Source organism: Kitasatospora sp. SC0581 (assembly GCF_048159585.1).
Classification (GTDB): domain Bacteria; phylum Actinomycetota; class Actinomycetes; order Streptomycetales; family Streptomycetaceae; genus Kitasatospora.
Genome location: NZ_JBLRWA010000008.1, coordinates 74,441 through 96,281, shown reverse-complemented (window position 1 = coordinate 96,281; position 21,841 = coordinate 74,441). Strand labels below are relative to the sequence as shown.

The following is a 21,841-nucleotide window of genomic DNA, read 5'->3' as shown; positions in this document are numbered from 1 at the left end:
CCGATGAGCCGATGACACGTCCTGTACGGATGTCCAGTGGTGCGTGAGTGACAGGAGTGCACAGATGACGGTCGAAACCGAGCCCACCCCCGGCCCCGGCTCGGCAATCGTGCAGGTACGGGCCCAGCTCAGCCTCAGCACGACCGCGGCGAGGAACCTGGCGACGACGACCAAGTCGAAGCCGCAGATGCAGGAGATCACCTCCCGCTGGCTGCTGAAGATGCTGCCGTGGGTGCAGGTCAGCGCGGGTACCTACCGGGTCAACCGGCGGCTGAGCTACGCGCCCGGGCGCGGCCGGGTGAGCTTCGCCAAGACCGGCGCCGCGGTGACGGTGATCGCCCCCTCGCTGGCGGAGGTCCCGGCGCTGCGCGGCTTCGAGGACGAGGAGGTGCTGGCCGAGCTGGCCCGCCGGTTCGTGCAGCGGGACTTCGCGCAGGGCGAGGTGCTGGTGCAGGAGGGGGCGCCGATCGAGGAGGTGTTCCTGATCGCGCACGGCAAGGTGGACCGGATCGGCACCGGCAAGTACGGCGAGGTGACGGTGCTCGGCACGCTCGCCGACGGCGACCACGTCGGCGACGAGGCGATCACCGAGGGCGGCGGCAGCTGGCCGTACACCGTGAAGGCGAGCACCTCCGGGGTCGCGATGGCGCTGTCCTGGCCGGTGCTCCAGGAGCTGATCGGCCGTTCCGAGTCGCTGCGCGAGCAGCTGCTGGGCTTCGCCGCGGACGCGGCGCAGGCGCAGAACGAGCACGGCGAGGCGGAGATCGACCTCGCGGCCGGCCGGCAGGGCGAGTACGAGCTGCCCGGCGCCTTCGTGGACTACGAGCTGAGGCCGCGCGAGTACGAGCTGAGCGTCGCGCAGACCGTGCTCAAGGTGCACAGCCGGGTCGCGGACCTCTACAACCAGCCGATGAACCAGACCGAGGAGCAGCTGCGGCTGACCATCGAGGCCCTGCGGGAGCGGCAGGAGCACGAGATCATCAACAACCCGGAGTTCGGCCTGCTCGGCAACACCGACTTCGACCAGCGGATCCAGACCCGCGCCGGGGCGCCCACCCCGGACGACCTGGACGAGCTGCTGAGCATGCGCCGCGACACCGACTACCTGTTCGCCCACCCGCGCGCGATCGCGGCCTTCGAGCGGGAGTGCAACCGGGTCGGCGTCTACCCGTCCACCGTGGACGTCCTCGGCAAGCAGCGGCCGACCTGGCGCGGGGTGCCGATCTTCCCGTGCAACAAGATCCCGGTGTCCGACCAGCAGACCAGCGCGTTCATCGCGATGCGCGTCGGCGAGGACAACCAGGGCGTGGTCGGCCTGACCCAGATCGGCATCCCGGACGAGGTGGAGCCGGGTCTGAACGTCCGCTTCATGGGCATCGACGAGAAGGCGATCGCCTCCTACCTGGTGAGCACCTACTACTCGGCGGCGGTGCTGGTGCCGGACGCGATCGGCGTGCTGGAGAACGTCGAGCTCGGGCACGCCGGGAGCTGAGCCCCGGCTACGTGGCGGGGGCGGGCGCGCGCAGCAGCCGCAGCGAGCGCCCGCCCAGCACGACGGCGCCGGCCGGGGCCGGTTCGTCGGGGTGTGCGGCGGCGGTGTCGACCAGGGGCTCCCAGCCGGGGGCCGGCGCCGCCGCGGGCAGGGTGAACACCACCGCTTCGTGGCCCGCGTTGAGCAGCAGCAGGAAGCCGTCGTCGCCGATCGGCCGCCCGGCCTCGTCGCATTCGGGCAGCGCGGAGCCGGAGAGCAGCATGCCGAGGCAGGCGGTCGGCGCGAACCAGTCGGCCTCGGTCATCTCGGTGCCCCGCGGGGTGAACCAGGTGAGGTCGGGCCGGCCGCCGGGGGTGGTGGCCCGGCCGGAGAAGAACGCCCGCCGGTGGAGCACCGGGTGGTCCCGGCGCAGCCGGACCAGCCGGGCGGTGAGCGCGCACAGCTCCTGCCAGCCGGGCTGTTCCAGCAGCGACCAGTCCAGCCAACCGACCTCGTTGTCCTGGCAGTAGGCGTTGTTGTTGCCGCCCTGGGTGCGGCCCAGTTCGTCCCCGGCGGTGAGCATCGGGACGCCGGCGGAGAGCAGCAGGGTGGCCGTCAGGTTGCGCAGTTGGCGCAGGCGCAGCCGGTTGACCTGCTCGTCGGTGGTCTCGCCCTCGGCGCCGTGGTTCCAGGAGCGGTTGTCGTCGGTGCCGTCCCGGTTGTCCTCGCCGTTGGCCTCGTTGTGCTTGCGGTCGTAGGAGACCAGGTCGCGCAGGGTGAAACCGTCGTGCGCCGTCACGTAGTTGACCGAGGCGTACGGGCGGCGGCCGGCCCGCTGGTAGAGGTCGGAGGAGCCGGAGAGGCGGTAGCCGAGTTCGCGGACGTCCGGGCGGGCGCCGCGCCAGAAGTCCCGGACGGTGTCGCGGTACTTGTCGTTCCACTCGGCCCACAGCGGGGGGAAGCCGCCGACCTGGTAGCCGCCGGGGCCGACGTCCCAGGGCTCGGCGATCAGCTTCACCCGGTTCAGCACCGGGTCCTGGGCGACGGCGGCGAGGAAGGGGTGGTCGGTGTCGACGGCGTCGCCGCCGTTCGTGCCGCCGCGGGCCAGGGCGGCGGCCAGGTCGAAGCGGAAGCCGTCCACGCCCATCTCGGTGACCCAGTACCGCAGCGAGTCGGTGACCAGCCGGATCACCTGGGGGCGGCGGGTGTCCAGGGTGTTGCCGCAGCCGGTGTAGTCGGCGTAGCCGCGCGGGCGGTTCGGCGGGAGGCGGTAGTAGGCGGCGTTGTCGATGCCGCGGAGGCTGAGCGAGGGGCCGAGTTCGGCGCCCTCGGCGGTGTGGTTGAACACCACGTCCAGGATCACCTCGATCCCGGCGGCGTGCAGGGCGCGGACCATCCGTTTGAACTCGCCGACCTGGCCGCCGCGGGAGCCGGAGGCGGAGTAGCCGGCGTGCGGGGCGAAGTAGCCGATCGTGTTGTAGCCCCAGTAGTTGACCAGGCCGCGGGCCTGGAGGTGGTCCTCGCTGGCGTACTGGTGCACCGGCAGCAGCTCGACGGCCGTCACCCCGAGGCGGGTGAGGTGGGCGAGGGCGGCGGGGTGGGCGAGGCCGGCGTAGGTGCCGCGCAGCGGCGGGGGGACGTCGGGGTGGCGCATGGTGAAGCCGCGCACGTGCAGCTCGTAGAGGACGGTCTCGGCCCACGGGGTCTTCGGGCGGCGGTCGTCGGACCAGTCGTCCTCGTCGTGGACGACCACGGACCTGGGCACGTACGGCGCGGAGTCGCGGTTGTCCCGGACGGTGTCGGCGACGTCCGCCTCGGGCCAGTTGCGGACGGCCGCGCAGGCGGCGTCGTGGGAGGTGTAACAGCCGTCGACGGCGCGGGCGTACGGGTCGAGCAGCAGCTTGGCGGGGTTCCAGCGGGCGCCGGTCCACGGGTCCCAGCGGCCGTGCACGCGGTAGCCGTAGCGGGTGCCGGGGCGTACGCCGGGGAGGAAGCCGTGCCAGACCTGGACGTCCTGCTCGGTGAGGTGGTGGCGGGTCTCCTGGCCGTCCTCGTCGAACAGGCACAGTTCGACGGCTTCGGCGGCGGGGGCCCAGAGGGCGAAGTTGGTGCCTCGCCGGCCCGTGCGGTCGAGGTGGTAGCGGGCGCCGAGGGGTTGGCAGCTGCCGGGGTTCAGCTGCTGTTCTGACGCCATGGCGGGGGCCTCCCTGGGCGGGGTGTTCTGGGTCCATTCACCTTCTCTTTCCCGGAATGTGTTGGCCGGAAGCGGTCCGGGGTTTCGGGAGCGGGGGTTTCGGGGGCGGCGTGTCTTCGTTGGGAGGGTTCTCGTTGTTCCGGGCATCGGACTTGAACAGTGGGAGGGCCCCGGGATGCGGCGCCGTGGACGGGTGTGGGCGCGGGGCGTGGCGGCGGTGGCCTGCTGCGTGGCGGTCCTGGCGGGGTGCGGCGGGCCTCCGGGCGTGCCGGACGGGGACGCGGTGGGGCCGGGTGGGCGTACGGCCCCGGCGGCGCCCTCGCGGGCGGTGCTCTCGGTGCAGCCGGTGGACGGGGCGCAGGACGTGCGGCCGGAGGGGGCCGTCCGGGTGACGGTGGCGCAGGGGCGGCTGGTCTCGGTGCGGCTGGCGGACGGGAAGGGCACGGAGGTGCCGGGCACGATCGCGGCCGACGGCGGCGAGTGGGCGCCGGACGGGCCGCTGCCGCTTGGGACGGCCTTCACGGTGGACTCCGTGGCGGAGGACGACCAGGGGCAGCGGGCGGCGCAGCACTCGGCGTTCACGACCGTCACCCCGACGCACACCTTCGTGGCGTTCTTTACCCCGGAGGACGGTTCCACGGTGGGGGTCGGGATGCCGGTCTCGCTGCGGTTCAGCCGTCCGATCACCGACCGGGCGGCGGTGGAGAAGGCGGTGCAGGTCACCGCCGATCCGCCGGTGCCGGTGGCCGCGCACTGGTTCGACGGGCAGCGGCTGGACTTCCGCCCGCAGGCGTACTGGGCGGCCGGGACGAGGGTCACGGTGGCGCTGCGGCTGAAGGACGTGCAGGGCGCGCCGGGGGAGTACGGCACCCAGAGCCGGGAGCTGCACTTCACCGTCGGGCGGGCGCAGGTCTCCACCGTCGACCTGGACGCCCACACCCTGACCGTCCGGGCGGGGCAGGGCGGCAAGGTGGTCCGGGTGCTCAAGGTCTCCGGCGGCAGCCGGGACCACTCCACCTACCGGGGGGTGATGGTGGTGTCGGAGAAGTACAAGGTGACCAGGATGAACTCGCAGACCGTCGGCATGGGCGACGAGTACGACATCAAGGACGTCCCGCACGCGATGCGGCTGACCGCCTCCGGCACCTTCGTGCACGGCAACTACTGGGCGGACCCGGGGGTGTTCGGCTCGGCGAACACTAGTCACGGCTGCATCGGGCTGTCCGACGCCAAGGGCGGGGCGAGCAAGGACTCCCCGGCGGGCTGGCTGTTCGAGCACACCCTGGAGGGGGACGTGCTGGAGGTGAAGGCCTCGTCCGGGGACTTCGTGCCGCCGCAGAACGGGCTGAACGGCTGGAACGTGCCGTGGGAGCAGTGGGTGGCGGGGAGCGCGCTGGGGCGGGGGGCGGCCGCTTCGTCCGCCGCTCCGACAGCCACTTCGTCCGCTTCGGCGCTGCCGTAAGTCCCGTTCGCCCGTTACGTCCTGTCTTCACCACGGTTTCACGCCCGCGTCAACCGACTCCTCTCAGGATTCACTCGGACGGCTTAGCTATCCTGCTCCGGCGCGCCCGCAGCCCGGCCCGGAAAGATCCACGTCCGGTGCAACTCACGGGGGCACTCAACGCGTCAAGAGAGTGAATACCGGGAGGGGAGAAACCGTGAAGACGGGGAAGACGGCCGGCACCGCGATACGCACCACCAACCGCTACGGGCGGAAGAGTGCGATGGCGCTGGTCATGGGCGGGGTACTGCTGCTCACCGCGGCCTGTGGCGACGACAAGGGCAGTGGTTCGGGTGGTACGGGGGGTTCGGGCGGCGGCAGCGCGGCCTCGGCCGCGGCGGACGGGGGCGGGTCGGCCACGCCGAAGCCCTCGGCCGCGGTGCTGGCCGTGGAGCCGAAGGACGGTGCCCTGGACGTCCCGCCGAACGGGCTGCAGGTGTCCGTCTCGAACGGCAAGCTGACGACGGTCGAGGTGACCGACAAGGACGGCAAGCCGGTCGAGGGCGCGATCACCCCGGACGGCTCCGGCTGGAAGCCCGCGGGCGCGCTCGCGGTCGGCATGGCGTACAAGGTGAACGCCCAGGCGAAGGACGGCGAGGGCCTGGTGGCCGCGTCCACCACCTCGTTCACCACGCTGACGCCCGAGAAGAAGATCTCCACCAACGACAACATCAGCGACGGCGCCACCTACGGCGTCGGCATGATCGTCTCGGTGAACTTCAACAAGGACGTCAAGAACAAGGACGCCGTCGTCAAGGGCATCTCCATCGAGAGCAGCAACGGCACCGTGGTGAAGGGCCACTGGTTCGGCGACCGCCGGGTGGACTTCCGTCCGGAGGCGTACTGGGCGCCGGGCACCAAGGTGACCGTCAAGTACCGGCTGAAGAACGTCGAGGTCGCCCCCGGCATCTACGGCGACGTGGACAAGGACGAGCCGTTCACCATCGGCCGGTCGATGGTCTCCACCGCGGACGCCAAGGCGCACCAGATGACCGTCGAGCGGGACGGTAAGAGCACCACCCTGCCGGTCACCCTCGGCGCGGACGCCACGCCGTCCTGGGGCGGGACGATGGTGGTCATGTCCAAGGAGAAGGTCACCCGGATGAACTCGCAGACCGTCGGTCTCGGCGGCGAGTACGACATCCAGGACGTGCCGCACGCGATGCGGCTGACCACCTCCGGCACCTTCGTGCACGGCAACTACTGGGCCAGCCCGTTCGGCAAGACCAACGCCAGCCACGGCTGCGTGTCGATGCAGGACGTGAAGGGCGGCAGCGACTCCTCCGTCGCCGGCAAGTTCTTCAACGACTCGATGATCGGTGACCCGATCAAGGTCGTGAACACCAAGGAGAAGACCGTCGCGCCCTCCAACGGGCTCGGCGGCTGGAACGTCGACTGGGCCGCCTGGTAGGCCCCTTCGGCGTCCGTCGTCCGTCGTGCGGCCCGGTCCTCACTCGTTGGGGTCGGGCCGCCGCGGTTTCCGGGGCGAGCAGCCCCGCGCATGGCGCAACCTTTCCGGTGGCCGGTTGCGTATACCGGTCGGGTCCGTCGGGTCCACGGGGAGTTTCTCGGATCTTCTGAGGGAGGGAATCGACGATGAGGTCGATACGCAGAGTGGTGGCCGTCGGTCTGGTCGGCGGGGCGATGGCGCTGACGGCCGCCTGTGGTGGGGGCAGCGGGGCAAACGGGGGGAACGGGGGCGGGGGGAGCGCGGCCAAGGCCGATCTGGCGGCCGGCGCGGCGAGCGCCAAGCCCACGGAGGCGGCGCCCAGCAGCAAGACGCCGAAGGTCTCCACGGCCGCGGTGAGCATCGAGCCCAAGGCCGGCTCGGTGGACGTGGCGCCGAACGCGCTCAAGGTCGGCGCGACCGGGGGCAAGCTGACCACCGTCAAGGTGAGCGACAAGAGCGGCAAGGAGGTCCCCGGGACGATCTCCGCCGACGGCGCCTCCTGGACGCCCGCGGCGGGCCTGGAGGTGGGCACCGCCTACCGGGTCAGCGCGATGGCCGCGGACGCCGACGGCGCGGTCGCCACGGCGGACAGCGACTTCACCACGCTGACCCCGACGGCGCTCGCCAAGGCCTCGGACAACGTGGACGACAACGCCACGTACGGCGTCGGCATGATCGTCTCGGTGAACTTCAGCAAGGACGTGAAGAACCGGGACGAGGTCGCCCGCGGCATCAGCTTCGAGACCAGCAACGGCACCGTGGTCAAGGGCCACTGGTTCGGCGACCGCCGGCTGGACTTCCGCCCCGAGCAGTACTGGGCGCCGGACACCAAGGTGACCGTCAAGTACCGGCTGAAGAGCGTCGAGATCGCCCCCGGGGTGTACGGCGCGGACCGGGACGAGCCCTTCACGATCGGGCGGTCCCAGATTTCGACGGTTGACGCCGCTGCGCACAAGATGACGGTCGTACAGGGTGGTCAGTCGAGCGAGATCGACATCAGCGCCGGCGCACCCGAACACCCCACCTGGAACGGCACGATGGTGGTCATGTCCAAGGAGGGTGTGGTGCGGATGCAGTCCAGCAGCATGCCCGGCATGACCGGCGCGCCGTACGACCTCCAGGTCCCGCACTCGATGCGGCTCACCGACTCCGGCACGTACGTGCACGGCAACTACTGGAGCAGCAGCAGGACCTTCGGCGAGGACAACGTCAGCCACGGCTGCGTGGGCCTCAAGGACGTCGAGGGCGGCGGCTCCGGCACGTCGGCGGGCAAGTTCTACGACGGCTCGCTGATCGGTGACGTGATGATCGTGAAGAACTCGATCCGGAAGGAGACGCTCGACCCGTCGAACGGGCTGAGCGGCTGGAACGTCCCGTGGAGCGCCTGGTAAACCGCCGCTGAGGTGGGGGAGGGGTCAACCCGGGATTGACGGAAGTCGGCCCGGGGGGACCCCTTCTTGCATCCGGCATATGCCGACGCGGAGAGATCGTTTGCTCATTGTCCGTACGCGGCTGCTTGCGTTCCGCAATGATGGTCCGCATGGCGGGTTGGGGCGAAGCAGATCAGTCATTGGTTTCCGGGGCCGGCGTGGTCGCCGAAGTGTCCTGGATCGACGTCCAGGGCGGCGGGCTCTCGGCGTTGGAGCGGCTCACCTCCGCGGAGCTGGAGGAGATGTATTCCAGCAGACTGTGCGACCAGTCCGCGCCCAACGAGGTACGGCTGCCCTCCCGGCCGGAGTCGGGCCCGGTGGCCCGTCGGCTGGTGCTCTCGGTCCTGGAGTCCTGGGAGCTCCACCAGCACCTGGAGGCCGGGGAACTGCTCACCAGTGAGCTGGTGTCCAACGCGGTGCGGCACGCGGCCGGACGCACCATCGGACTGCACGTCAGCCGCAAGCCCGGCTGGCTCCGGATCGAGGTCCGGGACTCCTCCCGGGCGCTGCCCTGCATGATCCTCGCCGAGGCCCAGCCGGTGAACGAGCGCGGGCGGGGGCTGAGGGTCGTCGACGACCTCGCCGATCGCTGGGGCGCGGACCTGCTGCCGCGAGGCAAGGGCGTCTGGTTCGAGCTGAAGGTGCGCGAGCGGGGCTGAGGCGTCCGGCCGGTCGGCGCTTTTTTTGTGGGGAAACGCGCAGGGCCCCCGGATTCGCCGTGGTCCGGCGGGCGGGGGCCCTTGCAAGTCATCGCGCCGGCCAAGGGGGTGCGTGCCGCGCGATGGGCGTCGGCAGTGCCAGGTCGGGCCCGCCGAAGTCATCAACCCAGGGCGGCGTGCGGTGTCGCCCGCCGTTGGGCTGCTTCGACTATCGCATGGATCTCAGCATGCGGGCAAACCAGATGACTTCGAATGCAAGGCATGTTACGTAGTTCACCTTTGGATTTTGCATAGGTTAACGCTGCCGCCTGTGAATATTCATGATCACGGGCCTGCTTGCCTACTTCGTCGGCTGCCAGGGGTTGCGCAGCGAGAGCATCGGGGTGTCCACACCGAGCCTCGTCGCGGTGCTGTGCAGCGACTCCCGCAGGTACGGGTAGAGCACGGTGACCCCGATCTGCTCGATGAACTGCCGCTGGAGGTCTTCCGCCAGTTCGAACGGCTCGCCGACGGAGAACGCGGCCGTCGCATCGACGGCGAAGTCCGCCTGGGTGCCGGCCAGCTCAAGGCGGCACCTCACTTCCAGGACGGTTCCGCCGTCCCGCTCGCGGAGCCATGTGAGGAGTGTCGTCCGGCTCTCCGCCTCCTCGCGATCCTCCTGCTGGTCGAAGAGCCGACGGCCTGAGACCTCCAGGAACGTGACGTCCAGGAGTTCGGCGGCCTCGGTGATCTCGCCGACGGACGCGAATCGCCGAGTCGGCCTGTCGGTGGACCGACCCGCCATCACGCCGTCACCGGCCTCTGGCTGTCCGGCTCCCAGGCCGCGGGTCGTGGCCCGGGCCCCCGTTCACGGACGGCCACGTGGACCTCGACCTCCACGGGGGCCGGCTGCCAGGCCGGTGCGACGGCCGAGCAGGTGTGGTCGACCATGCTGTGGAGCCGGGCATCGACGGCCCGCGCGTAGCGCTGCAGGGTGGAGTAGCGGGCGTCGCCTCCGACGCGTTCGAACTCGGAGACGGTCGACTGGGATGTCCCCATGCGCTGTGCGACCTCGCGCTGGGTGAGGCCGCGCTTCTGGCGGGCCACGACGAGCGTCTCCACCAGTGCGGCGTAGGCCTCGGCGTCTTCCAGGCCCGCTGCGGTGTGGGGGTCGTCCGGGTCGATGCCGAGTAGATCATGCAGTGTGGGTGCCATGGTCTCCCTACCCTCCCGTTGATTCAACAGTATCGCCCAAAGCCGATACCGAGAACCGGGTGCTCAGTCTTTTGGGTTACGGTTCCGCCAATCCTTGAGGCGCTTCTCAGCTGTGCTGAGCTCGCTCGGCGGGGTCTTCTGGGTCTTCTTCTGGAAGAAGGACAGCGCGAGGAGCACGAGACCGTCGGCCTCCTCGGCGTAGAGGAGCCGGAAGATGCGGCGGTTGCCGGTGAGCCGAACCTCAAGGAGGTCGCTCCCGAGGCTCTTGACGTCGCCGGGCAGGGTCTGCCTCTCCTGGACCCGCCGCATCAGGACGGCGAGTTTGGTCTCCTCGTGGGACGCGAGACGGGCCTTCTCCAAGTCCTTGCGCACCGGCGTCGATCCGTCCGCGCCCTCGTAGAAGGCCCACTGTCGTTCGTCCAACGCTCACCCGCCATGCGTCTCGCCCAATCTGTTTATAGGAAGTCTAGGGCCCTGTCCGCTTCGGTCGACATGTCAACGGATGTGCACCGCTTGGCTGTTGTGATCGCGAAGGGTGTCGCGGATCCGGGCGGCGTGGCGGTGGACGGCGGCCGGGGAGAGGGCGCCCGGGCGGGGTGGTGCGGCCGGTGGGGCGCCAGGGGCGCTGCGGCAGGCGCGGCAGAGGCCGCCGAGGAGGGCGTGCGGGCGGCAGGGGGTGCGGCAGTCGGTGCATTCGGGAATGGGGACCGGCTGCGGGGGACGCGGGGACTGCGGGCGCTCGGGTGGCAGCTTGTCGATCAGGCGGCGCCGGGTGAAGCCCGCCGGGCTGTGGATGTCCGGCGGCAGGTTCGCGGTGAGCGCGGCGGTGAAGAGGGGGAGCGTGGTCCCCCGGTCCAGCCACTCGGCGGCCAGCGGTTCGAGCGCGGCGCAGTCGGCGGCGGAGAGGGCGAGGCGGGGGTCGACCAGGCCGAGGCCGGCGAGGGCGGCGTAGGCGGCCGAGGTGGGGGAGGTGCGGTTGAGCGTTCGCTCCCTGGGGGGATCGGGTGCGGCGGGCGTTGACGCCTCCCCAGTGGAGAGGAAGTGCGCCCACCAGCCGTCGGAGCGGGGCGTCCGGGAGAAGTAGGTGCGGAACACCCAGCGGCACTGGCGGGAGTCGAGGCGCTCACGGACGCGACGCAGGTGACCTGCGGTGGAGAGCTTGGTGAGGGCCGAGCGGCAGGCCATCTGCCCGTAGTGGGGCTGGAGGACGGCGAGGGTCTTCGCGTCCATGGCGGCGCCGTCGGGGAGATGGTCGATGAGCGAGGCGAGGTAGGCCTCGCGGGCCGGAAGGTGGGCGAAGTCGCGCGCGGAGCGGGGGAGTTGCTCCGGGGCGGACTGCTTGCCGTACCCAGGGGTGGCCATGGCGGTATCGTCGTGGGTAGCCACAGGATCGAACTTCGCTTTCGATCGTGCCGGTCAGACCCCCGTTCGGTGTTGGTAGCACCGGCGGGGGTTGTTTCGTTGGTGCGCACGCTACACGGGGGAACCGACTGTGGTGTAGTCGTGACGATAAGTCATATGTGCTGCGTGCGGCGGTGGTTGGGAGGTAGTTACCTCACCGTTCCATTAAGGGGTCACTCGGCTCGTGCTGCTTGAGCTTCGGAGGCGAAGGCGATGAAGGCGGACCAGGCCTCGGGGGAGAAGGTGAGGGTCGGGCCGGCCTTGTCCTTGGAGTCGCGGACGTGGATGGCGGAGGGGGAGGAGGCTACCTCGACACAGGCTCCGCCGTTGTCGTCGCTGTAGCTGGATTTGAACCAGCCGACTTCGGCACTCATAGCTCCTCCGAGACTTTCCTGATGAACTCTACGGACTCCTCGATACTGAGGGCTTGCGTGCGGATCATTCCATGCCGCTGCCTGAGGACGTTCACCTTGTCCGCATCGGTGTGCAGCACCCCGGTTCGGTGCCCTTCCACGTAGGCCAGCTGCTCATTGTTGGCCGTCTCCAGCAGGATGATGGGGCCGCCGAGGGCGGGGTATGCCGCACGATCTGCAGGAAGCACTTGGATCGCGACGTTCCGCAGGCTGCTCATGTCGATGATGTGCGCGAGTTGCCTCTTCATTAGCCCTGCGCTGCCGACCTTTGCCCGCAACGCAGCCTCGTAGATCACGAAACCGAACAGCACCGTCGGCGAGTTCGCCAGCTTCTCCTGGCGTTGCATTCGGCCCGCGACGCGCGCTTCGACGGTCTCGTCGTCCAGGGGCGGACAGGCGTGACTGATCAGCTCTCGGGCGTACTCCTCTGTCTGGAGCAGTCCCGGGATAAGCAGGGCTTCGTAGGTGTGGATCGCGATTGCGTCGGCTTCGGCATCCGTGTAGCCCTGTGAATAGGACGGAAACTTCTCGGGTGCCAGGAACGCAGCCGCTCCCAGCAGCATCCCCTTCGCATCACACAGATCATCTGCCGCCTGGAGCAACTTGAGCGTCGGCTTCCGCCGCCCCGCCTCCATCGACCGCACGCTCTCGACGTCGTAGGAGGCCGCCCTGCTCAGCTGCTCCCGGGTCACGCCCGCCGTCGCGCGCCACCGCTTGAGCTGATCACCGCAGTACTTCCACGCCATGGGGTTCTCTTTCGGCGCGCTCACGATCCCGCGCTCCTCCCTGCCCTGGTCACAGGGCGGTTCAAGCTCTCGTTGTACCTGCGGTGTAACTGCTGAGGCTATGCCCGGCTGCCGACGCTTGAAGGGTGAAAAGGCCGAACTCAGCTCTCCCGAGTGACGCCGTCCGTACACACCCCTCAAGGACCCTGATGCTCACTCAGCCCGTCGATGTCGTCGAGTGGATGTTCCCCCGACTCCCCCGCAGCGCCGGCCGTGCCCGTATCCGGTTCATCCGGCAGGTCTTCGAGTGGGAGGTGCCCATCGACTCCGCCGAGACCGGGCTGATCCTCCTCAGCGAACTCGTCACCAACGCCTGCCGCCACGCCCGTTCCCCGCGTGACCGGATGATCGGTGTCCGGATCCTCCTCCCCACCGACTCCCTGCTCCGGATCGAGGTCTCGGACGCGAACTCCACCCTCCCGACCCCGTGCGAGGCCACCCCGGACGACGAGTCCGGCCGGGGCCTCGAACTCGTCGCCGCCCTGGCCACGTCGTGGGGCGCCCACCTGCGCGGTGACGGCTACATCGGCAAGACGGTCTGGTGCGAACTCGCCCTCCCCACCCCGGCCAACCCGCACGGCTGAGCCCGCGACCTGCGGAGACGCGCAACTGGCGCTCCGCCGGAGCGCGTCCTGATCTTCGACGGCGTCGGCAACCGGCGCCCGAGAGGATCAGGAGACCTGTATGCGCCCGCTGCCCTGGCCGCCCGCCCCGATCAGGACCGAGCGGCTCGTACTCCGCGAGCCCGAGGCCCGGGACCGTGCGGCGTTCGTCGAGCTGCTGGCCTCGGCGGAGGTGAACACCTACCTCGGTGGCCCCAAGCCGCGGGACGAGGTCGAGCGCGAGATGCCCGGGGCGCCCAGCCGGAGCCCCGGGGTCTTCGCCGTCGATCTCGACGGGGAGACGATCGGCCAGGTCCTGCTCCGCAAGGAGGCGGGGCGCCTCGGCCGGGTCGGTGAGCAGGCCGAACTCGGCTACCTGTTCCTGCCGCAGGCCTGGGGGCGTGGCTACGCCGCCGAGGCGTGCGCGGCGGTCCTCGACTGGTTCACCGGCGTGCTGCCCGGCGAGCCGGTGGTGCTCGCCACCCAGACCGCCAACCTCCCCTCGATGCGCCTCGCCGCGAAGCTGGGCTTCACCGAGGTCGAGCGCTTCGAGGCCTTCGGCGCCGACCAGTGGCTCGGCCGGTGGTCCCCGGAGCCGCACCGGGACTGACCGGCCCCGCCGCTGGTCCTGTCGCCGGCCGCGCGAGAAGTCGGGCGGGCCGACTTCTCGCGCTCAACCGCTTTGGTGGAGGTCAGTTCCACGGCTCCCGGTCCGGGTCCTCGCCCAGCACCTGGGCGGCGGCCGCACAGAGGTCCCGGCCGTACAGCTGGTTGCTGCCGTACCCGGAGCCCCACAGGTCGGTGGCGGCCCGGGCCACGGCGCGCCAACTGAACTCCTCGTCGACCCGCCAGGTGCGAACCTGCACGGCCATCTCCGTGGTGACCGTCGACGGGTCCACAAGGTTGGGTTTCATCTCAGCGGCTCCAGGTCGTGTCCGACGATTCCGGCCGGACCGTCGATCAGTCCTTCTCCTCGACCTCGACGGCCGCCCGGATGTCCAGCGTGCGCCGGGCCAGTTCCCCGGGCTTGCCGGCGCCCGTTTCGTCGACGACGATGCCGACGGTGTTGCCGTCCGCCCAGGCACAGGTGGCCAGGGACGTGGCCGGGGATTCGATCACCGCGCAGTCCAGCGCGCCGCCGAGGGGGCCGGCCGGGTAGTCCTGGCGCCCGACCACCACCGGGTCGTCCGACGGGGCGCCCGCCGTCTGCGTCTCCGTGCCGAAGTACTTGTCCAGCTCCCGCCGGACGTCCGGGAAGCTGCCGGTCAGCCCGATCACGGTCAGCGTGGTTTCGGTCGACCCGGCGGCGCCGTAGCCGGCCACCGTCAGCTCCCGGTACGGCCGCAGGGCCGTCATCTGCCGCTCGTAGTCGGCGCGCAGGGTCAGGACGCTGTCGTCGTCCGGGAGCCGCACCTGGTCGCCGATCCGGTCCGCGAGCACGATCCGGTGCCGCGTCGGCGCGCCGAACCCGGTCACCGCCGCGACCGTCACCGCGGTGAACAGGACGACGACCACGGCCCCCGCGATCACGGCACTGCGGGGCACCCGCCGGTACCAGGGCAGCGGAGCCACCGGCTCCAGGGTGTTCGCCCAGATCGCCCGGAGGCCGCTGGGCTCCTCGGCCCCCTGGGCACTCTCGGACCCGGTCGTATCGTCACTCTGCACGGGCCCGGATCCTACGGCAGCGCCCGCAAGCCCCGCCGGGGTTTTCGCGGCGCCGACGCCACCGGTGGCACCCGCATCCCCGACCTCACGGGACGGAACACCCGGGGCCGTCGCGGGTGGCGCGGCCATCCGCCGGCCGCGCGAGAAGTCGGCCCGACCGACTTCTCGCGCCAGTCGGGGGCCTCGGCGAGTGAGGTCTGTTCACTTGCACAGAAAGGCCCCACAGCCCGCGAAGGGGGGATCACAGATGCCACCGCTCGATCATCGATGCCCTGGTGTACATGACCAGGATGGTCGTCAGCTCGCATCGCGACGCGGAGCCGGACGGGGGCGTGGCCCGTCAACCCTTCCGGCTCGAAGAGGCGGCGCGCGGGGAACCGTCCTGGTACGTGGTGGACCTGCTGATCGACGGGATCCGCTACACCTACGGGTTCAGCGTGGACGACGACCGGGTGGTCGACGAATGGCTGCACAGCTTCCCCCACGGCAGGAAGCGCAAGATCTTCGAGCGTTCGGTCGACGGGCTGGAGATCGGTGACTCGCGGCACCGGCGAGAGCTGGAGCTGGTCGAGAACATCACCGAGCCCGACGTCCTCTTCATGTCCCTCGCGGCCCGCTCCCGGCAGGACGACTTCCGCCCGGTGTACGACTGGTTCGCCCGAAGCCTCCAGTTCAGCCGACGAATGCAGGGCCCTGGCCGCATTGGTGCAGCGCGGATCCTCGAAAACCCGGACCGGCACCCTGAGTTCATCGCGCTCCTGCGTGCCGCAGACCTCGGGATCGCGGAATGCGGCACGGAGCGTGTGCTGCTCGACGAGGAAGAGCTGCGGAAGCGCTACGGTACGCGCATTCCGCCGTGGCGGCTGGAGGAACTCGAGGGGCACGGACCGCGTGAGGTCATGCGCCCCTGGATAGGCCATCGCGGGCGCGACGGGATCGTCAGGATGGACGTTTCCGAGGAGTCCGAGGGCACCCAGGCCCTCCTGCGGCAGGCACCTCTCTTCATGGGGGCGCTCCGTCGGGGTGGCACCTTCGTGGTGGACGAGATCGATTCGAGCCTCCACCCGATCCTGACAGCGCGCCTGATCGGGCTGTTCCAGGATTCCGCGACCAACCCGAACGGTGCTCAGCTGATCTTCACCTCGCACGATGCCAGCCTGCTCGGCCGAACCGACGGCGAGGACGTCCTGCGGCGGGACCAGGTCTGGTTCGTGGAGAAGAACGAGCACGGCGAGACGGAGCTGTTCGCCCTCGCCGACTTCAAGCCGCGCCAGGAGGAGAACCGCGAGCGGCGGTACCTCGGCGGGAGTTACGGCGGCGTGCCGTACATCGACGACGATTTTGCCAGCGCCATTGCGGCGCGGGGGGACGATGATGGCAAGGGCGGCGAAGCCGAGCGGACGCAAGCGTCCCAGTTTTGACACGTCACGGGCCTGATGCGCAGGAAGTCGGCCGGGTCGACTTCCTGCGCGCACGCGCCCCTGGCAGCTCCCGCACGCCTCTACCTCCTGGTGCGGTGCCGCGTCAGAGTGATTGCCGACCGTTGCACCCGATCGAAGGGGAAGCCACGATGGGTGAGCACGAGAAGCCGCCGCCGGACCCCGGGCAGGGAACGCCCCCGCCCGGCAACGCCGATGGCGAGGTCCCGCCCCAGCCGCCGTCCGACGGAAAGCACCGCAAGTAGTGGCCGCTGACGAGGACTTGGCCGGGTGCCGGACGCGCCTGGACTCGGCGATGGAGCGGGGCGGGGCGTGGCCGGTCGACTCGCCATGGCTACGCGACGCCTTCGCCGTGCTGCCGCGTGACCGGTTCGCGCCGGACCGGTTGTGGCGGTGGGACGGCCGGGCCTACGTGCCGGTCGACCGCGCGGTGGATCCGGCCGGTTGGGCGGACGAGCTGTACTCCGGGGTCTACTCGGCGGCCGTCACCCAGCTCGACGGCGGCCGGCCGTCCTCGTCGCTGTCCGCGCCCTCCGTGGCGGCGGACATGCTGGACAGCCTCCGCGTGGAACCGGGGCACCGGGTGTGGGACCTCGGCACCGGCCAGGGCTGGACGGCGGCACTGGCCGCCTGGCGGGCCGGGCCCGGCCTGGTGGTCGGCACCGAAGTCGACGAGCGCCTGGTCGCGTTCGCCCGCACCCGGCTCGCGGCCGCCGGGCTCGACGCCGAGGTGACGGCAGGCGACGGCACCGACGGCGGGGTGCCGGGGGGTGGCCAGGTCGACCGGCTGCACGCCACCTACGCCGTCGAGACCGTCCCCTGGTCCTGGGTGAAGGCGGTACGACCGGGCGGACGGATCGTCTACCCCTGGGGCCGGCTCGGACACATCGCCCTCACCGTCGCCGACGACGGACAGTCCGCCACCGGCTGGGTCCAGGGCCTGGCCCAGTTCATGGGCGACCGGCACGCTCCGGCCCAGCCGGACGGTGGGCCCGCCGCCTATGCGCAGGTGCGCGGTGACACCGAACCCGAGACCAGCAGGGCGTTGAACCGCGACCCGGTCGGCCTGGAGGACTGGCACCTCCGGTTCGCGCTGCGCGTCGCCGTCCCGGACGCCGTGCTGCTCACCGCCCGGGATGCCGACGGCACCAACGCCTGGATCCACGACGGCCACCGGTCATGGGCCACCCTCGTCGCACGGAGCGACGGTGAGCTGCCGCAGCTCCTCCAGGGCGGGCCGCGCCGCCTCGGCGACGAGGTGCTGGCCGCCTGGTCCCAGTGGGAGGCGTTGGGCCGCCCCGACCTGTACGACTACGGCATCACCGTCACCCCTGACTCCCAGTGGGCCTGGCAGGGTGCCCCGGACACCGGTCCGAGATGGCCCATCGTCGGCCTGCACCCGGCCGCGCGGTGACCGTGCGACCTGCCAAGGAGCCCCGGCGCTCACGCCCGGGGCGGCCGCCGCGTCGCGCTGGTCGGGCCGCCCCCTCGGGCAACGGAGCCGCGCTGAACGACGTTCTCCGGCGGTTCGGGCAGGACGAGGGCTTCGCGGCGGATGTGGCGTCCGCTCGCGCCGAGTTCGCCGTGCTCGCCGTGTTCGCCGACGACGCGGCCAGGGCCGCCGTCACCGCCGCTGACCCTCTCTCCACCTGAGGGGCCTGCGCGAGAAGTCGGACCCGCCGACTTCTCGCGCTTCGGGGCGCGTCGATGACGCCCACAGGAGATCGAGAAGCCCATCTGGTTGACCACCCGCGTCATCGGCACGTACAGCACCTGCGCGTAGCAGGTCGTCTGGTGCGCCGTCGATCCGGGCGGGCAGGCGACCTCCGAGCGGGCGGCGACGATGACGCCGCGGGCCTCCATGTCGCCGTTCGGGCCGGACGGGTTCGCCAGTGCGGGGCCGCCGCTGTCGCCCTTCGCGGCGACCGCCCGGCGGTCGCCGCCCTTCGACTCCGCGATGTCCACCGGCTTGATCTTCGTACCCTCGTCGTTCGTCGTCTCCACGTCGACCCGCTTGACCTGCACGTCGCACCTCCACCCCGACTGGGCGCCGCTCAGGCAGATCAGGTCCCCGACGTTGTTCCGCCCGGCGCCGTACGTGTGCCGGGACGAGCCGCCGTTGTCCGACCAGGAACCGTCGTAGAACCGGCCGCCGCCGTTCCCGTTGACCGCGATCATGCCGACGTCCAGGCCGTTGCCGACCGCGGCCAGGTCGCCGATGTAGCTGCCGGTGCCGTTGTAGTACCGGCCGCCGCCGCAGTGCGCGGCGGTCAGCACCACCTTCGTCCCGCCCTTCCAGCCGCTGAACGCCGTCGAGCAGAACGACGCCTTTCCGGTGTTCACCTCGGCGCCCGCGTAGTACGGCGCGCTGTCGGAGTGCCGGTTGCCGGACAGCGCCACCGGTGTCTCCTCGACGCCGGCCGACACCGGCATCCCGGCGATCTCGGCGGCCCGCGAGGAGTACGCCTGCACGGTCGCGTCGCCGCCGGTCAGCTGCTTCGCCGGCGCCGGCGCGTACGTGATCGCGATGGCGGTGCCGTCCTCCTGCGGGCCGATCGACGTCCACGCGTCCCGCGCCACCGCGGCCGTGAACCGGTCGATCGCGGCGCGCATCTCCGCGCGGGAGTACGGGCTCGGATGGACGTCGACGGTGTAGCCGGGGCCGACGTCCGCGGCGTTCGCGTCCAGCAGGGAACGGACCTGGGCCGGGGTCTCGCCCTTCCAGTAGATGTCGGCGTGCTGGTTCGCCGCGTCGATCACCGTCCCGGCGTAGCCGGCCGCCGCCGGATCCCGGGACTCCACCCACTCCTGCACCGGGTCCGTCATGTGGTGGAGCAACTGCTGGGCCTTCGGATCGCGGAGCACCGGCAGGGTCACCGACAGGTAGGGCTCGTCCTTCACGACGTCGGCGGCCATCAGGGCGGAGGCGACCACGGTGGTCAGGGCCAGGGACAGCACGAGGCTGGAGCGGCGCACGAGCGGGTCCTTCCGGTGGGCCGATGGGGTCGACACTCAGCGTAGGGAGGAATGAACGGTCCGCTACGGTCCGGAAGTCGAGGGCGGGCCGCCGATGGTTGCACGGCCGAGGAGACGCGCCCCCAGGAGGGGCGTGACAGCCTCCCGGGGGCGCGTGGGGCGGGCGGTCAGGCGTTCTGCGCCCCGAACCCCGCGACTGCCGCGAGGGGACCGTTCCTGCGGGGTGAGGACGCGTCAACGGCCCTCGCCGCATGAGAAGTCGGACCGGCCGACTTCTCACGCCCGCCGGTCGGTACCATCGACGGGTGAACCTGTACTGGCACGTCGTGCTGCCACCGCTCAGCGCCTGATCGGGCGCGCGCTTCGGTGGCTTGACCCCCCACGACCCCGGCTCGGCCCGACAGCGGCCGCCGTGGGTCGGCGGCGTGCGCCCGTTCTCGGAAACCCGTTCCCCTGACGGTCTTCGACGACGGAAGTTCACGACTGTGCCGAATCGTTTGTCCTCACCTGCCCGCACCCTCCCCACGGCTCCCCGCCGCGCCCGCCGCACCCGCCCGCGTGGCGGCGTGGTGCCGATCCTGACCGCCGCCGTGCTCTGGGGCACCACCGGGACGGCCAGTTCGCTGGCACCCGGCGGCGCCCCGGCCGCGGGAATCGGAGCCGCCGGGCTGGTCCTCGGCGGGCTGCTCCTCTTCCTCACCGACCGCACCGCCCGCGTACTCCCCCGGAAGTGCGGGCCGCACGAGCGGTGGCTGCTCGCGGCCGGCGCCATCGCGGTCGCCGGATACCCGGTGACCTTCTACCCGGCGGTGAGCCGTACCGGCGTGGCCGTCGCCACCGTCATCGCGCTCGGCAGCGCGCCGGTGTTCACCGGACTGCTCGGCTGGCTCACCCGACAGGGACGGCCCGGCGGACGCTGGGCCGGGGCCACCGCGCTGGCCGTACTCGGCTGCGCCCTCTTGGTGCTCGGCCCCGAACTCGCGGGCGGCAGCGCGACGGTGGACCTGCCGGGCGTGCTCCTGGCCGCGCTCTCGGGACTCTCGTACGCCGTCTACTCGCTGATCGGCGGGCGGCTGATCGCCGGCGGACACCCCTCCGGCGGGGTGATGGGCGCGATGTTCGGCGGCGGAGCGCTGATCGTCCTCCCGGTGCTGCTGTGCGGCCCCACGGGCTGGCTGCTCACGCCGCGCGGGGCAGGCGTGGTGCTGCACCTCGCGGTGATCACCACCTTCCTCGCCTACTGGCTCTTCGGCCACGGCCTACGCCACACCACCGCCCAGACCGCCACCACCCTGACCCTCGCCGAACCCGCCGTCGCCGCAGTACTCGGCGTAGCCGCCCTCGACGAACGCCTGCCCACCGCCTCCTGGTACGGCCTCGCCATCCTCGCCGGAGGCCTGGCCTTCCTGGCCCTCCCAGCCCGCCGCTAGCGGCCCCGGGGGTGCTCGCACTGCAGGAACCCTGCCAAGGGGACAACCGCGCGATGTGGCCGGGCACTTTCCCCGGCTGCTGTCCCGGATCGCCTGTGGGGGCGCAGGTCTGTCGGTGAACTGACCGATGCCGTCCGCCCGCTGAGGTTCGCCGTCCGTGCCGCTCCTGCTCGACCTGCTCGGGGCGCCACACACGGTCCGCAAGGCCGAGTCGCCGTCGCGGGCTCGCCGTCCTGGCCGGAGGGCTGGCCTTCCTGATGCTCCCGGCTCGGCGGTAGGGGACTCGGCCCGCGCGAGAAGTCGGACCGGCCGACTTCTCGCGCGAGGGCCCCGGGTCACTTGCCGTGCAGGAACTCTGCCAAGGGGACAACCGCGCGATGCGACGGGGGCTCAGGCCAGCACGGCGTGAGCTGTCGGCCGCAGCCCGGCTTGCAGGCGGCCGCACGGGGGGCCGTCCACGCGGGCTGGTCGGTCGTGGGCTCGCCGTCCTGGCCTTCCTGGCGCTCCCGGCTCGGCGGAAGGAGCGTTGGTCTGCGTGAGAAGTCGGGCCGGCCGACTTCTCACGCGAGGACCCCGGTTCGCTCGCGGTGCGGGAACTCTGCTGAGGGCGGTTTCCGGGGTCAGCTGGGGAGAACCGCGTGATGCGAAGGGGGCTCCGGCCGACCGCGTTCCCCTGTTGCTGTCCCGGATCGCCTACCGGGACGAGGGCGCGGCCCGCAGGGCTGTCGGTGAACTGGCCTATGCCGTCTGCGCGCTGGGGTTCGTTGTCGGCGAGGCGATGGCTTCTAGGGTCCCGTTCCTGCTCGAACTGGTTGGGGCGCCCCACCTGGTCTGCGAGGGCGAGATTGCCGTCGCGGGCTCGCTGATCTGGCCGGGGGTTGGCCTTCTTGGTGCTTCCGGGGTGGCGGTAGGAGTGTTGGTCTGCGCGAGAAGTCGGACCGGCCGACTTCTCGTGCGAGGGCCTCGGGTTACTCGTGGTGCAGGAAGTCTGCTGAGGGTGGATTTCGGGGTCCGTTGGGGTTAGTCGCGAAGCGACCGGGGCTTCGGCTGGCCGCGTTTCCCCGCTGCTGTCCCGGACGGCTCATGGGGACGAGGGTGCGGCCCGCAGGGCTGATGGTGAACTGGCTGGTGCTGTCTACGTGTTGGGGTTTGTCGTCGACGAGGCGACGGCTCCCACGGTGCCGTTCCTGCTCGGACTGGTCGGGGTGCCGCATGTGGTCGGCAACGGCGA

General features: G+C 71.2%; 20 protein-coding genes. 10 read left to right on the top strand and 10 right to left on the bottom strand.

All coding sequences use genetic code 11. From position 1 onward, the window contains the following. The first annotated feature begins 64 nt into the window (after nucleotides 1-64). A complete protein-coding gene (locus tag ACLWS4_RS15780; RefSeq protein ID WP_375876971.1) occupies nucleotides 65-1,492 on the top strand; it encodes a family 2B encapsulin nanocompartment shell protein in 1,428 nt (475 codons plus the stop codon). 7 nt (nucleotides 1,493-1,499) lie between these two features. Here the strand turns inward: ACLWS4_RS15780 and glgX are convergent, their stop codons facing one another. Next, entirely contained in the window at nucleotides 1,500-3,665 is a 2,166-nt protein-coding gene (glgX, locus tag ACLWS4_RS15775) for a glycogen debranching protein GlgX (RefSeq protein ID WP_416874410.1), read from the bottom strand. Between the two features lie 175 nt (nucleotides 3,666-3,840). Here glgX and ACLWS4_RS15770 point away from each other — a divergent pair, with 175 nt between their 5' ends. The 4 genes from ACLWS4_RS15770 to ACLWS4_RS15755 all read left to right on the top strand — a co-directional run bounded on the left by ACLWS4_RS15770 (nucleotide 3,841) and on the right by ACLWS4_RS15755 (nucleotide 8,705). Beyond that, the gene (locus ACLWS4_RS15770) at nucleotides 3,841-5,127 is read left to right on the top strand and encodes a L,D-transpeptidase (RefSeq protein ID WP_416874409.1); all 1,287 of its coding nucleotides are present in this window, start codon (nucleotides 3,841-3,843) and stop codon (nucleotides 5,125-5,127) included. 196 nt (nucleotides 5,128-5,323) lie between these two features. Continuing rightward, the gene (locus tag ACLWS4_RS15765) at nucleotides 5,324-6,577 is read left to right on the top strand and encodes a L,D-transpeptidase (RefSeq protein WP_234348164.1); all 1,254 of its coding nucleotides are present in this window, start codon (nucleotides 5,324-5,326) and stop codon (nucleotides 6,575-6,577) included. Nucleotides 6,578-6,762: 185 nt separating this feature from the next. Then, nucleotides 6,763-8,007: a L,D-transpeptidase gene (locus tag ACLWS4_RS15760; RefSeq protein WP_107418682.1), complete on the top strand. Its 1,245-nt coding sequence runs from the start codon at nucleotides 6,763-6,765 to the stop codon at nucleotides 8,005-8,007. Between the two features lie 197 nt (nucleotides 8,008-8,204). Then, nucleotides 8,205-8,705 (top strand): ATP-binding protein, encoded by a 501-nt coding sequence (locus ACLWS4_RS15755; RefSeq protein ID WP_074001473.1) that lies wholly within the window; start codon nucleotides 8,205-8,207, stop codon nucleotides 8,703-8,705. Between the two features lie 340 nt (nucleotides 8,706-9,045). On the opposite strand, the gene ACLWS4_RS15750 is transcribed toward ACLWS4_RS15755, so the two are convergent. From ACLWS4_RS15750 to ACLWS4_RS15725, 6 genes are all read right to left on the bottom strand, one after another. Then, nucleotides 9,046-9,489, bottom strand: a complete 444-nt coding sequence (locus ACLWS4_RS15750) for a hypothetical protein (protein ID WP_049649065.1) — start codon at nucleotides 9,487-9,489, stop codon at nucleotides 9,046-9,048. Further along, on the bottom strand, nucleotides 9,489-9,899 hold the full coding sequence (locus ACLWS4_RS15745; protein ID WP_063780013.1) for a helix-turn-helix domain-containing protein: 411 nt from the start codon (nucleotides 9,897-9,899) through the stop codon (nucleotides 9,489-9,491). The genes ACLWS4_RS15750 and ACLWS4_RS15745 overlap by 1 nt, the downstream gene beginning before the upstream one ends. 63 nt (nucleotides 9,900-9,962) lie before the next feature. After that, entirely contained in the window at nucleotides 9,963-10,322 is a 360-nt protein-coding gene (locus tag ACLWS4_RS15740) for a type II toxin-antitoxin system RelE/ParE family toxin (protein WP_388044607.1), read from the bottom strand. 72 nt (nucleotides 10,323-10,394) lie between these two features. Continuing rightward, nucleotides 10,395-11,261 (bottom strand): hypothetical protein, encoded by an 867-nt coding sequence (locus tag ACLWS4_RS15735; RefSeq protein ID WP_416874408.1) that lies wholly within the window; start codon nucleotides 11,259-11,261, stop codon nucleotides 10,395-10,397. 212 nt (nucleotides 11,262-11,473) lie between these two features. Further along, nucleotides 11,474-11,674, bottom strand: a complete 201-nt coding sequence (locus tag ACLWS4_RS15730) for a DUF397 domain-containing protein (protein ID WP_416874407.1) — start codon at nucleotides 11,672-11,674, stop codon at nucleotides 11,474-11,476. Next, on the bottom strand, nucleotides 11,671-12,483 hold the full coding sequence (locus ACLWS4_RS15725) for a helix-turn-helix domain-containing protein (protein WP_259316735.1): 813 nt from the start codon (nucleotides 12,481-12,483) through the stop codon (nucleotides 11,671-11,673). Before ACLWS4_RS15725 ends, ACLWS4_RS15730 begins: the two co-directional genes overlap by 4 nt. A 164-nt stretch (nucleotides 12,484-12,647) precedes the next feature. On the opposite strand from ACLWS4_RS15725, the gene ACLWS4_RS15720 reads away from it, so the two are divergent. Beyond that, a complete protein-coding gene (locus tag ACLWS4_RS15720; protein ID WP_416874406.1) occupies nucleotides 12,648-13,082 on the top strand; it encodes an ATP-binding protein in 435 nt (144 codons plus the stop codon). Between the two features lie 100 nt (nucleotides 13,083-13,182). After that, nucleotides 13,183-13,710, top strand: a complete 528-nt coding sequence (locus tag ACLWS4_RS15715) for a GNAT family N-acetyltransferase (protein ID WP_049649071.1) — start codon at nucleotides 13,183-13,185, stop codon at nucleotides 13,708-13,710. Between the two features lie 82 nt (nucleotides 13,711-13,792). Here ACLWS4_RS15715 and ACLWS4_RS15710 read toward each other — a convergent pair whose 3' ends face one another. Next, nucleotides 13,793-14,014: a hypothetical protein gene (locus ACLWS4_RS15710; protein WP_049649072.1), complete on the bottom strand. Its 222-nt coding sequence runs from the start codon at nucleotides 14,012-14,014 to the stop codon at nucleotides 13,793-13,795. A gap of 46 nt (nucleotides 14,015-14,060) precedes the next feature. After that, nucleotides 14,061-14,765: a hypothetical protein gene (locus ACLWS4_RS15705; RefSeq protein WP_416874405.1), complete on the bottom strand. Its 705-nt coding sequence runs from the start codon at nucleotides 14,763-14,765 to the stop codon at nucleotides 14,061-14,063. 197 nt (nucleotides 14,766-14,962) lie between these two features. Between ACLWS4_RS15705 and ACLWS4_RS15700 the strand changes: the two genes are divergently transcribed. Then, entirely contained in the window at nucleotides 14,963-16,186 is a 1,224-nt protein-coding gene (locus tag ACLWS4_RS15700) for an AAA family ATPase (RefSeq protein ID WP_416874445.1), read from the top strand. Nucleotides 16,187-16,448: 262 nt separating this feature from the next. Further along, nucleotides 16,449-17,618 (top strand): methyltransferase domain-containing protein, encoded by a 1,170-nt coding sequence (locus ACLWS4_RS15695; protein ID WP_416874404.1) that lies wholly within the window; start codon nucleotides 16,449-16,451, stop codon nucleotides 17,616-17,618. A gap of 29 nt (nucleotides 17,619-17,647) precedes the next feature. Here the strand turns inward: ACLWS4_RS15695 and ACLWS4_RS15690 are convergent, their stop codons facing one another. Continuing rightward, the gene (locus ACLWS4_RS15690; protein ID WP_416874403.1) at nucleotides 17,648-19,180 is read right to left on the bottom strand and encodes a hypothetical protein; all 1,533 of its coding nucleotides are present in this window, start codon (nucleotides 19,178-19,180) and stop codon (nucleotides 17,648-17,650) included. Between the two features lie 485 nt (nucleotides 19,181-19,665). On the opposite strand from ACLWS4_RS15690, the gene ACLWS4_RS15685 reads away from it, so the two are divergent. Further along, nucleotides 19,666-20,610, top strand: coding sequence for a DMT family transporter (locus tag ACLWS4_RS15685; RefSeq protein ID WP_416874402.1), 945 nt, complete (start codon nucleotides 19,666-19,668; stop codon nucleotides 20,608-20,610). The last annotated feature ends 1,231 nt before the right edge of the window (nucleotides 20,611-21,841 follow it).